The organism is Microcoleus sp. Aus8_D2 (assembly GCF_036702665.1).
In the GTDB taxonomy this organism is placed as follows: domain Bacteria; phylum Cyanobacteriota; class Cyanobacteriia; order Cyanobacteriales; family Microcoleaceae; genus Microcoleus.
The window spans coordinates 13,851-28,758 of sequence record NZ_JAUBUN010000069.1 but is presented as its reverse complement, the minus strand read 5'-3'; the positions used below and the strand labels follow the sequence as shown (position 1 = coordinate 28,758).

Annotated in this window: 7 protein-coding genes and 1 pseudogene; 5 read left to right on the top strand and 3 right to left on the bottom strand. The window is 47.2% G+C overall.

Annotated elements, in window-relative coordinates; all coding sequences use genetic code 11:
* Both QUB64_RS31235 and QUB64_RS31230 read right to left on the bottom strand, forming a co-directional pair.
* Positions 1–116: pseudogene (locus QUB64_RS31235) on the bottom strand (photosystem II q(b) protein); the annotation flags it as partial.
* A 179-nt stretch (positions 117–295) separates the two neighbouring features.
* A complete protein-coding gene (locus QUB64_RS31230; protein WP_333276482.1) occupies positions 296–2,047 on the bottom strand; it encodes an alpha/beta hydrolase in 1,752 nt (583 codons plus the stop codon).
* A 412-nt stretch (positions 2,048–2,459) separates the two neighbouring features.
* Here QUB64_RS31230 and QUB64_RS31225 point away from each other — a divergent pair, with 412 nt between their 5' ends.
* From QUB64_RS31225 to QUB64_RS31205, 5 genes are all read left to right on the top strand, one after another.
* The gene (locus QUB64_RS31225; RefSeq protein WP_333276479.1) at positions 2,460–3,443 is read left to right on the top strand and encodes an Npun_R2479 family HD domain-containing metalloprotein; all 984 of its coding nucleotides are present in this window, start codon (positions 2,460–2,462) and stop codon (positions 3,441–3,443) included.
* 267 nt (positions 3,444–3,710) lie between these two features.
* Complete coding sequence (ligA, locus tag QUB64_RS31220; RefSeq protein ID WP_333276477.1) at positions 3,711–6,011, top strand: NAD-dependent DNA ligase LigA; 2,301 nt, start codon at positions 3,711–3,713, stop codon at positions 6,009–6,011.
* Positions 6,012–6,570: 559 nt separating this feature from the next.
* On the top strand, positions 6,571–6,984 hold the full coding sequence (locus QUB64_RS31215) for a hypothetical protein (RefSeq protein WP_333276473.1): 414 nt from the start codon (positions 6,571–6,573) through the stop codon (positions 6,982–6,984).
* Positions 6,985–7,310: 326 nt separating this feature from the next.
* Complete coding sequence (locus QUB64_RS31210; RefSeq protein WP_333276470.1) at positions 7,311–7,463, top strand: hypothetical protein; 153 nt, start codon at positions 7,311–7,313, stop codon at positions 7,461–7,463.
* A 120-nt stretch (positions 7,464–7,583) separates the two neighbouring features.
* Positions 7,584–13,067, top strand: a complete 5,484-nt coding sequence (locus QUB64_RS31205; protein ID WP_333394317.1) for an AAA family ATPase — start codon at positions 7,584–7,586, stop codon at positions 13,065–13,067.
* 362 nt (positions 13,068–13,429) lie between these two features.
* On the opposite strand, the gene QUB64_RS31200 is transcribed toward QUB64_RS31205, so the two are convergent.
* On the bottom strand, positions 13,430–14,908 hold a 1,479-nt coding region (locus tag QUB64_RS31200; RefSeq protein WP_333343441.1), incomplete at its 5' end, for a CHAT domain-containing protein.

Genomic DNA, 14,908 nt, shown 5'->3' with positions numbered 1-14,908 from the left:
GGAATCATCAAGACGCCGAACCAACCTACATAGAGGCGGTTGTCGGTCGATGTGACCCAGTTGCAGAACTGCGACCAGATATTAGCACTTTCGCGCTGTTGTAAGGTGGCTGTCATGTGTTTATGATTGCTATTGGTTTTTCAATGTTCGGATGATGTCTCTATTATTAACTGTCTCGTTAAGGTTTGTAAAGGGGTGTAACGACAGTTTAACTGATGAGGGTCATCAGGAAAGCTGATGAGGGTGACGCCAGGGGGAAAACACATCACACGGCGATCGGCGACGCAGCTTAAGCCTAACGGGGAACTGGAGCTAGCGGAGCTACCGGAGGTGGAGAAGGTGGAGAAACGGGAGCCGGCAGTGTTTGAGCCGGAGTGCGAGCAGGTGCAGAACTGAACTGCTGGAGTTGCTGCTGGGTGAGCGAGCGCAAAATTCTCAGTCCGAGAGTGTTTCGCGAGATGCTTAAAGCGTAGTTTGGCTCTAAATAAGGGCGGAATTTTGATTTGTTGTTCAAATAGGTTTCCATGAACGCTACGCTGAGTCCGTTGAGGTAGCGGCGGGCTAAGGCGGGTTCGGGCCCGATCGCCTGTGCTGGTGGCACAAAGACGCTTTGAGGGGATTGGTCGATCGTTGAAAAGTGAGTCCCGTTGTTCATCAGCACCAGATATTTGTTGGGTGATGTCAGCCAAGTGAAGGGTTGAATTTGTTCCAGCAAAGCGGGGGCGACGGTATCGGCGCTGCCTGCGATTACCATGACTGGGATTTGGATTTGGCTGAGGTTTGTTTCTCCGAGAATGCTGCTGGCGATCGGGTTGATGGCGATCGCAGCTTTGACGCGCGGATCGCCGAAATTGTACTGGTTGCGCTCAAGGCCGCGGGCGCGGCACTGCAACAGCAGCGAGAGGTTCCAAGTTTCGTTTTCCAGCTTGCAGTCTTTGTCTAGCTGTGCAAAGTTAATCTGGGCTCCCGCTAATGTTAAAGCCGTATAGCCTCCGAAAGATTGGCCGATGACGCCGACTCGCTGCAAGTCGAGCTGCCCTCGGTAGGCCGGATTGGTTGTCGAAAGTTTGGTTAAATAATCGAGCAGATCTTTGATGTCGAGGGGGCGGTTGACAAATTCTGCTGGTTCTGCTACTTCGCTGGCTCTGCCTGTTACTAGGTCTTGGATTTGTTGGGCGTTGCTGCCGGGGTGTTCGGGGACGGCGACGGCAAAGCCGTAGGAGGCTAGGTGTTTGGCTAAATACTCGTAGGAAATGCGATCGGAACCTAAACCGTGGGAAATTACTACTACTGGCGCTGGTTGCTGGCTGCGCTGCGGCAGGTAAATGTCGATATCAAAGGTACGATCGCGATTTGGACTCGTCAGAGTTACCGATGATTTTTTCCAATTATAGGGGCCCTTTTCCTGGATCTGTAGCATTTCGGCGGGCGGTATGGCGGGATCTGAGGCTGCTTCTGCTTCCGACAACTGGGCGACTCCGGCGATCGTCCGATTGGAACGGTTGATCAGCGATGTCAGCTCGCTGGCGATACCCAAGCTGCGGTTTATGTCAATCCTGATGCCGTAAGTGGGGAATTTCCGCAGCACGTTGAGAATTGTCAGGCCTTCTTCATCTGAGGCTGCTAAAATTAGGGCAGCTCGGATGGCATAAAATCCGGGCTGCCGAGCTTTGGTTTGAATTACTCGGCCCAAGCGTTCCAGCAGCACTTCTCCTTGAGGCGTGTAAAGGAATTGGGCGATCGTCACCGGGCTGATTTCAGCCCTCGCTTGCAGGGCGGTGCGAATCTCTGCTAGCTGTGTTTTTTTTGCGTACTGAGCAAAGCCGTCGAGGTTCGAGTCTATTTTGCCTTCTTTGGCGAAGAGTGCCAGAGATTCGATCGGCACTGATACTTCTAGCGGCCCGTAAGTTACGTAAATTCGATCGGCTCCCAAAGCCGGTGCAGCGGTGCAAACAGCCGTGAATGCAAACAATCCTAGGTATTTTGAGGCGATCGACCGCCGAGTGCGAAGGGCAGCAGTGGAGAGACTCGGAAACAGACAGTTCATAACTTTTGCACCTAGGACTTCTAATAATTAGTCGATGAAACGATATAAATTGTTTCACTAATATTTAATACCAAAAAATCGCTCTCTTGTTTCAAAAATTAGGTTATCTTGGGAAGTATAGCCAAAAGAGCAATTTTCTGACCTAACAAGACTAGCTGAAATTGAAAATTAAACGCCGAGGGGTCAGTCGATTTTAAATTTGAGATTTGAGATTTGAGATTTCCTGGGCAGATGAATCACCGGAGCCCGAACAGGAGTCTAAAATTGGGGGCTGCGAACGACTTGAGTCGGGGCTTGTATCCGTCTTTGGGCGAGGGGTCAAACCTACGGTTATACCCCTTGATTATTTTTTCAGCTAGGCAAGATATTTTCGATCGAGTTTGTAACTACAGTTTGAGTGAGAGAATCTATCATGTTCAATGCAACTGCTATCCTGATTGACGCTTTTGTGCAAGAGCTCCAGGCCGGCTACCGTCGCACCTACGGCAAGTACAAGCCTGATTACCCTGAAATTATCGCCTGGGCGGGGACTATGGCTCTGGAAAACATCGCTAACTGCGATGCTCTTTACCACAATGTGGAACACACAATGCTCGTAGCCTTGGTGGGACAAGAGATTCTCCGGGGCAAGCATATTCGCGAAGGCGGAGTGTCGCCGGAAGATTGGCTGCACTACCTGATCTCGCTGCTGTGCCACGATATCGGCTACGTCAAAGGTGTTTGTCGCCAAGACCAAGAAGCTGTGGGACTCTACGCTACGGGTATTGACGGGGGCATGGTTTCTGTGCCGATCGGCGCCACTTCTGCCAGTCTAACTCCTTATCATGTCGATCGAGGAAAACTCGTCATTGACGAACGCTTCGGCGGTCACACATTAATTGATGCCGAACAAATTAAGCGCAATATTGAATTGACACGCTTCCCAGTTCCTGCTAGCGAAACCCATCAAGACAGAAACAACTATTCTGGACTTGCCAGGGCCGCCGATTTGATCGGTCAGTTGAGCGACCCCAATTACCTGCGCAAAATCAGTGCCCTGTTCTACGAATTTGAGGAAGTCGGCACTAATAAAATCTTGGGCTACAAGTCTCCTGGAGATTTGCGGCAAAATTACGCCAAGTTTTATTGGAACGGAGTTTTCCCCTACATTCCAGCAGCTTTAAACTACTTGGAATTGACCCAGGGAGGCAAACAAATTATTGCCAACCTCTACGCTAACGTGTTTCAAGTAGAACACGCTGAACCGCTCGCTTTCACCAAGCCAAACGCTCAAGAATTAATCAAATCCCGCGCCAATAATGGCAACTTCAACGGCGAAAAAGATGGTGAGAATCTTCAACCTTCCATGTCCGGGGAGAACAAGAAGTTTAGCGAGTTTGCCGACCTGAATTTGTGAGGTATTTTCCCCCATAATTCATCAGCTATAAAAGCGAGTCATAATTAGGAGATTTTTTGATTTTCTAGTTGCTGGCTCCTTTTTTTTTATTCAATTTGAGATAGATCATCTAATATCATATCCTGTAAAACAACCGTTATAATGTTCGTAGTGAGGACTGAAGTCCTCAAAAAATTATGAGGACTGAAGTCCTCACTACGAACCAATTTTATTGTGTGGTTCGCTCGGATATGAGAGCCAATGTAAAATCAAAAATCAAAAATCGATATGGTAGCAGAGATCCAGCAGCAAATTCAACAGTTGAGGCAGCAGCTACAGGAAGCTAGCTATGCTTATTATGTTCTCGATGCGCCGATTATGGCCGATCAGGTGTACGATCGCCTTTATCGACAGTTGCAAGAGTTAGAATCTGATTATCCTGAATTGATTACTGCGGAAAGTCCGACTCAGCGCGTGGGAGAAAAGCCTGCTACTCAATTTTTTAGCGTCAAGCACAATATTCCTCTCTACAGTTTGGAAAATGCTTTTAATCTTGAGGAATTTGCTAAATGGCAGGAACGCTGGCAGCGAATTGCACCCCCCCTAGCCCCCCTTTGTCAAGGGGGGGAACAAGATATAATTGCATCCCCCCTAACGCCCCTTTATCAAGGGGGGGAACAAGATATAATTGCACCGGCCCAAGATGGAATTGCACCCCCCCTAACCCCCTCTTTTCAAGGGGGGAAACAAGATGGAATTTCACCGGCCCAAGATGGAATTGCACCCCCCCTAACCCCCCCTTGTCAAGGGGGGGAACAAGATGGAATGACGCCTCCCCTTAGCAACGAGGAAAACAAAGAAATTACTCCCCCCCGAAGCCCGGGGGGGCTGGGGGGGGTTTCCTATGTTTGCGAGTTGAAAATAGATGGTTCTGCTTTAGCGTTAACCTATGAAAATGGGGTTTTAGTTCGCGGTGCAACGCGGGGAGATGGGATTGCGGGAGAGGAAATTACTCAAAATGTTAAAACTATTCGCTCGATTCCTTTAAAGCTCAACTTAGATAATCCGCCGCCTGTGGTGGAAGTGCGGGGAGAGGCTTTTTTGTCTTTGGCTGTGTTTGAGGAAATTAATCGGGAACGGGAAAAAGCGGGGGAACAATTGTTTGCTAATCCTCGCAATGCTGCGGCGGGTACGCTGCGACAATTGGATTCTAAAATTGTCGATAAGCGGCGCTTGGATTTCTTTGCTTATACTCTGCATTTAGATGAGGATAATCAGCAAAAGACGCAGTGGGACTCGTTGGAATTGTTGCGAAGCATGGGGTTTAAGGTGAATCCCCATCGCAAAATTTGCAATTCTTTGGATGAGGTGCGGGAGTATTACGAATATTGGGATACTGAACGGCGTAATTTGCCTTACATGACGGATGGGGTTGTTGTTAAGATTAATTCGGTTGGGCTGCAAAAACAATTGGGTTTTACTCAGAGGTTTCCGCGTTGGGCGATCGCACTTAAGTATCCTGCTGCCGAAGTCCCTACAATTGTACAAGCAATCACCGTACAAGTCGGGAGAACCGGGGCTCTGACTCCCGTAGCGGAACTCAAACCGGTGCAGTTGGCTGGAACCACGGTTTCGCGGGCTTCTCTCCACAATAGCGATCGACTTTCCGAGCTCAACCTCCACATCGGCGATACAGTAATTGTCAGAAAAGCTGGAGAGATTATACCAGAAGTTGTCCGAGTTTTAGCAGAACTTCGTCCCCAAAATGCTCAACTTTTCCAAATGCCTAGCTGCTGTCCCGAATGCGCGCAGCCTGTGGTTCGGGAAAAGGGCGAAGCCGTCACTCGCTGCATCAACACGTCTTGTCCGGCGATTTTGAGGGGCTCGCTGATTCATTTTTGCAGCCGGGATGCTCTGGATATTAACGGTGTTGGGGAAAAGTTGGTGCAGCAGATGGTTGATAGCAATCTGGTGCATTCGGCGGCGGATTTGTTTGATTTGACTCCCCAAAGGTTGATGGGTTTGGAACGCATGGGTAAAAAGTTAGCAGAAAAGTTGGTAAGTGCGATCGCCCAATCGAAAAATCAACCTTACTCGCGGGTACTTTACGGCTTGGGCATCCGCCACGTCGGCAGTGTCAACGCTCAATTGCTAACAGAAAGGTTTGCTAATGTGGAAGAGTTAGCAGCGGCATCGGCGGCAGCGATTGAAGGCGTTTACGGCATCGGGCCGGAAATTGCGCAAGCTGTTTATCAGTGGTTTCGAGTTCCGGAAAATCAAAGTTTAATTGCACGCTTGCAAACTGCGGGCTTGCAATTGCAGTCAGAAATTAAAACTCAGAACTCGGCAGCTCAAAATTTACAACTTGCAGGCAAAACTTTTGTACTTACCGGAACTTTGCCGACTTTGAAACGAGATGAAGCTAAGGATTTGATTGTCAAAGCTGGAGGGAAAGTCACAGGTTCTGTGAGTGCTAAAACCGATTATGTGGTTGTGGGTGAAGATGCTGGTTCTAAGTTGGAAAAGGCTCAATATTTGGGAATTGAGCTACTGTCGGAGGCTGAGCTATTGGAACTTTTGGCAACTTGAAAAATGGTGATTGTTAGTAAGGTGTAGCCATCAGCAATGTTCGATCGTGAGGACTGAGCGTCCTCTGAATTTATGAGGACGCTCAGTCCTCACGATCGAACCTGTTTAGTGTTTGCTCGTGAGGACTGAGCGTCCTCTGATTTTGATAAGGATCGCAAATTAAATAATTTACACAAGTTTGTGGGATGTCGGGCCCGTCCAGAAAGGACGGGCTCTTCTGGCCCATCCCACAAGAACTATCAAATTGTAAGTTATTTAATTCTCATTCCTAAGGACTGAAGTCCGAACGATCGAACCAGTTTTGCCGTAGGTGCAAAATAGCCGAACGCAAATTGCGCAATACCTCAAAAGGCAGAGAAATCGCGTAAGCGTTGCCCGCCCCTACGGGGGCTACGCCAACGAAGAGGATCGCACTTCGTCAATATACATACTTCGCTGGCCAGGGTGCCCAAATCGGTTGTCGGAACAGGCTAGTTTTGCTAAAATTTGATTGAGTTTGCAGTTGCGCGGATCGCAACTGCCAGCTTAGGCAAATCCCAGCAATCATAGGAGATATATTATGTCGGAAATTCCAGTAGAACAAACACAAACAAACTTGACTACTCCAGAAACAACCACCGAAAGTTCTATTTCGGCGGTGGAAAACGTGAAAAACAGTTTGGGAAACGTCCTAAATAGTTGGAAGTTGAAAGCAGGATTAGCGGTTACTGTATTGTTGGCAGTGTTGCTGTTTGCTTTCTACTGGCAGCATATCATTGCAGTGGTCGGCATGAAGAGTTGGTCGGCGCGATCGGGTGCAAAGCCGATCGAATGTATGGTAAGAGATACCAATAACGACGAGTATGTCAGTTGCAGCGCCCTCCTCGACCAGCAGATTGTCCCTCTGGAGTGCAGTTCGAGTTTGTTCAACATCGGCTGTCGGGTCAATTACGGAACTGCGGCACCAAATCCGAGACAGCTCAATTCTAGATAGAGCATCTGCGGGTTTGAGATGATTGGTGCACGAACAGATGGCTCTCCCGGATGCTTGGTGTAAAAAGTAGCGACCGATACAATTTTTTGGGTTGGTGAAAGCACAAAAGCTTGATGCAGCTAGATTATAACCTTGCTCGATCGCCACAATTACGGGAGAGCCTAGCTGCTGGGGAATTATTAAATAATCTCAAAAAATATTAATTTTTCCTGTTAAATATTCAAGCTATCAAAGATATTAGTTCGCGATCGCACACACTCTACTTGTAGGGTGCTTACGGCGCACCTTACCACTACGGGTAGTGTAATTTCTCAGTTTTTGCGTCCATGACTGGACATGCTATCAGAAAAATCATTCAAGATTTTCAAGAAGTGGTGCAGGCCAGTAAGAAATGGCATTCCTCCGAGGTCGGACAGCAAATCGATGAACTTTTTGCCGAAGTGTATGCAGCTTTTAATCGCGATCGCAAATCCAGTTAACTGGGCCGAGAATTGATTGTTTTGGCGATCGCAAAGCGTGCTATGAGAGCATCCCGATTTTGTAAGTTGTCTCAAAAGACAACGGCTGTATAAGGCTTTCGAGGGATATCGGCGGTGTTTTTGCAAATTCGGGATACTCCCGCGTGCGATCGCCTTTCACTTTCTTGTCCGAGTAGAATAGAACTTAGTGAATTCTTCCCTTCAATAACATCCAAAATGCTCAAAATTGACGGCTACCGGATTCTCGCCCAAATCTACACCAGCGAAAACTCCATCGTGTATCGCTGCCTTCTTGAAGTGGATAACCAACCTGTTATCCTCAAAATGCTCAAGCAAGACTATCCCACCCCAGCCGAACTCATTCGCTACAGACAAGAATATCAAATCGTCCGCCACCTCAATCTCGAAGGCGTTACCAAAGCCTATAACCTCCATGAAGCGAACAAAACCCTCGTCATCGTTCTAGAAGATTTTGGTGGCAACTCCTTAAAGCAATGGATGAATCGAGAGGCGAAGTGCGCCTTGTCCCTGCCAGAATTCCTCCCCATCGCCATCCAAGTGACAGAAATTTTGGGCAAAATTCACAGCCACAACATCATTCACAAAGACATCAACCCGGCCAACATCATCTTCAACCCAGAAACTAGACAAGTCAAGATCGCGGACTTTGGCATCGCCTCCCAACTCACCCGTGAAAATCCGACTCTGAAAAATCCGAATGTCCTCGAAGGCACATTAGCTTATATCTCTCCCGAACAAACTGGACGGATGAACCGTTCCCTCGATTACCGCACCGACTTTTATTCCCTGGGAGTGACCTTTTACGAACTGCTGACCGGCCAATTACCCTTTGAAACCGACGATCCCCTAGAATTAGTCCACTGTCACCTCGCCAAACAACCCACGCTTCTTGAGGGCGATCGAATTCCTCAAGCCATTTCCCACATCGTCATGAAACTGATGGCAAAAACGGCAGAGGAGCGATATCAAAGTGCCTACGGCATCGTAGCGGATTTGCAAAAATGCCTTCAGCAGCTAGAAACCGCCGGTCAAATCGAACCCTTCCCCCTAGCAGAGCAAGATATTTCCGATAAGTTTCAAATTCCCCAAAAACTCTACGGACGCGAAGCGTCCGTTGACACCTTGCTGGCAGCTTTTGAGCGAGTCTCCGTGGGAGACGGGGAGATGGGGAGACGGGGAGATGGGGAGACGGGGAGAATAATTCTGAATTTTCCCAATCCCCAATCCAAAATCCCAAATCCAAAATCCCAAATCGAAATGATGTTGGTGGCGGGTTACTCGGGCATTGGTAAATCGGCCCTCGTTCAAGAACTGTACAAACCGATCACCCAGGCCAGAGGCTATTTCATCTGGGGTAAATTCGATCAATTCCAACGCAATATCCCCTACTCGGCCATCGTTCATGCCTTTAAGGGATTGATGCGACAACTGTTAACGGAAACCGAAGAACAACTGGCACGATGGCGAGAAAAACTGCTAGCAGCCCTCGGAGTCAACGGACAAGTCGCGATCGCGGTCATTCCTGAGTTAGAACTGATTGTGGGCCAGCAACCGAACGTTCCCGAATTAGGCCCTACCGAGGCGCAAAATCGCTTCAATCTCGTCTTTGGTAACTTGATCCGAGCCTTTTGCTCTCCAGAACATCCCTTAGTCATCTTCCTCGACGACTTGCAATGGGCCGACTCCGCCACACTGAAGTTGTTGGAAGCGATCGCCACCGATCCAGATACAGAATATTTATTTTTAATTGGCGCGTATCGAGATAATGAAGTCAGTCCGACTCATCCTTTAATGATGCTCCTAGAGGAACTTCGCAAAGCAGAAATAACCATCCATCAAATTGCTTTAGAACCTTTAGGACTGAATCATGTCAATCAATTAATTGCCGATACATTGCACGGCGACCTGGAAACAGTCAAACCCTTAGCCCAATTAGTAACCCGGAAAACCGGAGGCAATCCTTTCTTTGTCAATGAATTCTTGAAAACGCTTTATCAAGAAAACCTCCTCATCTTCGATCGAAATCCCAGGCAAAACTCCGCAATTCGCGAGCCAAAATGGAGTTGGAATTTAGCTCAAATTGAAGCCACCGGCATTACCGATAATGTGGTCGAACTCATGGTTGGCAAACTGAGGAAGCTATCACCAAGCGCGCAACAGCTTTTGCAGTGGGCCGCTTGTATCGGTGCAGAGTTTGACCTCAATACCCTGTCGCTGATTGGCGAACAACCGGCGCGATCGGTGTTTGACAACCTCAAAGAAGCCATTCAGTCCGGGTTAATTGTCTCCCTATCAGACTTGAACGAACAACTGGTGATTCAAGACTACAAATTCGGACACGATCGCATCCAACAAGCCGCTTATGCTTTGATTGAAGAAGACCGCAAACAAGTCATTCACTTGCAAATCGGTCGCCTGCTGTTGCAGAATCGCTCGCCAGAAGAGCTATCCGAAGACCTCTTTACCATCGTCGATCATCTCAATTTGGGTCGAGAACCGATCGCAGAAGACAACGAAATAGAGCAACTTGCCCAACTCAATCTTATAGCCGGTCGCAAAGCCACCTCAGCCACCGCTTATGCTGCCGCCGTTCAGTATTTTCAGACAGGACTCGAACTCTTAGCCGAAGACTGCTGGCAAACTCAGTACGATCTCGCCCTCGAACTTTACTCGCGCGCCACAGAAGCAGCCTACGTCAACGGCAACCTCGAACAGATGGAACAATGGGCTGCCGTGGTGCTGCTACGTGCGAGGACGCTACTCGATCGGATGAAGGTTTATGAAATTCAGATTCAATCTTGTATCCCTCAGAACAAATTCTTAGAAGCCGTACAAGCTGCATTACCCGTGCTAGCACTTTTAGGAATTCCTTGTCCGGAGTCTCCCACGCCCGCAGATATCCAACAAGGACTGACGGAAACGATCTCTAATTTAGCCGATCGTCCGATCGAAGATTTAATCGATCTGCCCGAAATGAGCGATCCTACTCAGTTGGCAGCAATGGCGATCGCTAGTAGTATCTTTTCTGCCAGCTATATTGCGGCTCCCAGCCTTTTACCTCTGCTAGTTTTTAAACAGGTCAATTTATCTCTTCAATACGGTAATACTCCACTTTCTGGTGTTGCTTACGTTTATTTCGGGTTGCTGCTTTGTGGAATATTTGGAGATCTCGAACGAGGCTATCAATTCGGTAAACTGGCCCTAGCGATTGTGGAGCGGTTTCAGGCAAAGAAACATCTCGCTAAAATCTTAGTTGTGTTTAATGCCGCGATCGGCATTTGGAAACAACATATTAATGAATCGATCAAACCTTTTCAGCTTGCCTATCAAAGCGGACTCGAAGTTGGCGATCTCGAATATGCAGCTCATTGTACTTACCTCACGGCTTTACATTCCGCTTTTATTGGTAAAAATCTAGAAGAATTAGCAGCTAAACTCGCCGCCTATGATGACACGCTCTTAAAACTCAAACAAACAACCTTTCGTAACTATAACAAAATCTATCATCAAACCATTTTAAATTTACTGGGACGCTCTAAAAATCCCTGCCGTCTACTCGGCGAAGTCTATAATGAATCACTCATGCTCCCGCTTCATATCGAAGCAAATGACCGCTATGCAGTTTTTTGTTTTTCAACCACAAAACTGTATTTATGCTATCTTTTTTGTGAATACGAACAGGCGATAGAAAACGCCGAACGTGCAGAACAATATGCAGATGGTGCAACAGCAACATTCATCTTTTCTCTATTCTACTTTTATGATTCTTTGACTCGTTTGGCAATTTATGCAACGGTTTCCCGCGAAGAACAACAGAAAATTTTAGAAAAAGTTGCAGCTAACCAGACAAAAATAAAAATATGGGCCGACCATGCTCCTATGAATTACTTACATAAATATCATCTTGTAGAAGCCAAAAAACATCGAGTTATGGGGGAATTTTTTGCAGCGATCGAGCATTTCGATCTCGCCATTGCATTAGCCCAAGAACATGATTTTATCAATGATGAAGCTCTAGCCAATGAACTTGCTGCTAAACTGTATTTAGAGCAAGGAAAAGAAAAATTTGCCCAAGTTCATCTTCAAGAAGCAGCTTACTGCTATCATCGCTGGGGAGCAATTGCCAAGGTACAAGATTTAGAAACCAGATACCCAAACCTCCTCACTCAATCCTCGGCGAAAACGTCGATTATCCAAAAACGAACGACAACAACAACTCGGATCGGTCTAGGCGAAGCTTTAGACTTAGCGACTGCGATCAAAGCCTCCCAAGCGATCGGTAGTGAAATCGTCCTCGAACAACTCCTGCGCAACTTGATGAAAATTCTCATCGAAAATGCTGGCGCGCAAACCGGCTTCCTGCTCTTGGAAACCCAAGGTCAACTGTCGATTGAAGCTGAAAGATCTGTGGATTTAGAACAAGTCACAGTCTTGCAGTCAATCAATATTGAAAATAGCGAACAACTGCCACTAGGTGTCATCCAATATGTAGCGAGAACTCAAGAGGATGTGGTTTTATCGGATGCTACTAACGCAGGAGTTTTTACTCGCGAACCCTATATTGTTAAAAATCAGCCCAAGTCACTCTTATGTGCTCCTATTATTACTCAAGGCAAACTGATCGGCATTCTGTATCTAGAAAATAATTTGACTGCGGGGGCATTTACCCCAGATAGATTAGAAATCTTAAAGATTTTATCTTCCCAAGCAGCTATTTCGATTGAAAATGCCCGACTCTATCAAAACTTAGAAGATAAAGTCGAAGAACGCACGGCTCAACTAGCCCAAGCGAATCAAGAAATTAGCACGCTGAATCAGAAACTCAAAGCCGAAAATGTCCGCATGAGTGCGGAACTCGATATTGTCAAACAACTGCAACAAATGGTGTTGCCAAAACAGTCGGAACTAGAGGCAGTTGAAGGTTTAGAAATAGCTGGCTTTATGGAACCTGCTGATGAAGTGGGCGGCGATTACTACGACGTATTGCAACAGGATGGCAAAGTTAAAATTAGCATTGGTGATGTTACCGGACACGGTTTAGAAAGTGGCGTGTTGATGATTATGGCACAAACGGCTGTCAGGACGCTTCAGAAAATGAACGAAACCGATCCAGTGAAGTTTTTGGATGTCCTCAACCAGACTCTTTATGACAATCTCCAGCGCATGGACTCCCCGAAAAATATGAGTCTAGCCATCTTAGACTATGCCGGAGGTGTCCTGAAATTAAGCGGACAACATGAGGAAGCGATCGTGGTGCGCGCTGATGGGACACTGGAGTGCATAGACACGATGGATTTAGGCTTTCCCATTGGCTTAGTAGAAGAGATTGGCGACTTTATTGCTCAACAAGAAGTGCAGTTAAATCCTGGGGATGTGGTGGTGCTTTATACTGATGGAATTCCAGAAGCTAAAGATATTAATAAAAAGCAGTATGGGTTAGAGAGATTGTGGCAAGTGGTGGTGAAAAATCGTCACCGAGGGGCCGAAGAAATTCGGGAGGCTGTTATTGATGATGTGCGGGAGTATATTGGTGTTCAGAAGGTGTTTGATGATATTACTTTGGTGGTGATGAAGCAGAAATAGAGTTCAAAACTCCGGCACTCGGCGGTAGAAATTGGGGTGCTTCAGGGGGGGGGGAAGCCCCGAACCGCCCCAAGCGGGCATGGCCCCTAGTTTAGAAACTTTCGTCCCTCAAAAGCGGAGACTGAAAAATAAAAATGGCAGCTTACCAAGCAATACCTCTCGGTTAAACGCAAAATTGAAGAATTTAATCTCCTCAAATACTAGCTCGCTCCGAGCGCGATCGCCCGGGGAAATTTCTGTCACCGAAAGTTATTGAGGTGCGTCGCTACTCGAAAAGTCGATTTTAATTCAGAGATTTTTAATGGCGACACACCCTACGAATAATATCGCCCGACCAATTTCCTTAACCGAGAGGTATTGGCTTACCAAGGATTGCCGATGAGGGTGAAACTGCTCCAGTAGTAAGGATGAGAAAAATTTTGGTTTTGTTGTATTTTAGCCGGTAAATTTAACTTGCCCGCTGTTGTTACTAACTGCCCGTTTTCGATCCGAACTTGACGAGCAATCATCGCCTGTTGAGCAAGTTGCAGAGTTTCTGCCTTGGTTGCGGCTCCTCGAAGCTGGTGGTAAAATTCGCTCATCAGCCCCAAAGTGCCTCCGTCGTCAACATACCACAAACTCCCTAAGGCAGATTTGGCGCCGGATTTTACCGCTAAACCTCCAAAACCTAACTCGGATTCCCGATCGCCCAAAGCTGTTGTACAAGCACTCAATACTAACAAGTCTACCTGCGGATTGCGCCAATTTAAACGATCCATGTCATTGAGTCGCAATTTAGAATTCCAGAGTTGAATGTAAGAATTGCTCGCTTTTCCCGATTGAAATTCAGCGTGCGTTGCTAGGTGAACGATCCGAAATTCTCCCTTGGCGTGTTCCGAGTTGAGATTGTCTAAAGTGAAAGTTGAATTGAGGAAAGATGGCCCGCGCCACTCGGCAGAAATTGCCTGCAATTCGATCTGTACGCTGGGCAAGGGCTTTTTGTCAACAAATTCTGACCGTCCCATTGCTAGCACTGTGGCGTCTCTAACTGGTTTATAATCGCCCGCCGTCAAGCTGAAACTCGGAATCAGGCTAAAACTGTATTTTTGAATCAAGAAGCCTTTACCGTCGTGCAAAGCGGCAAAGGGCAGGCTGCGCAATCCCGGATCGACTGACAGCAACAAAGTCTGAATTCCTAAGTTTTGCAAGTCTTTTTCTAGGGGTGCGATCGCCCATTTATAGAGTTGCTGGGCCCAGGGTAGATAGCTGATAGTACCGCGTTTGGCGGGATTGGTGATTTGGTCGCGGAACTGCTTGACTGCGGGGAAAAGAGCTGCTCTGTTGGCGGACGGAACGCTGTAGTGAATCGCCCGCCCTACAGGAGGAACTAAAATTAGTTCCAGTCGATCGACTCGCGAGACTATGTAGATAATACCAGACCGCTTACCGGTTTTCTGTTCGATATTTTTTAATGTTTGTTGGAATGTCGAAATCAAGACTTTTTCCTCTGGGATATCGCCTTTTACCCCCAGGTATTCTGTAAATTCTTGATTCCTCATTACTTCGATTCCCGAGACTGTTTTCTGAATGTCGTTACCTTCAAAAAGTCGATCGGGAGACGGGACATATCCGAGCACTAAACGAGAATTAGAGTTGGCTGCTGGCGCTGTTTCGTTGCTGGAAAGTGTTGGCTGTGATTCGCTGGAGGGCAAGTTACTGATGATACTAGAATCAAGTCTTAAAATGCGATCGGTAGCAACACCGGGACTGTCTAGCCGTGGAATGTTCCGGGGTTGTAAGTCTTCTCCGTCGGTGGTTGAGGATTTAGCTGCGGGTGCGGTTGTATCTGCGGGTGCGGTTGT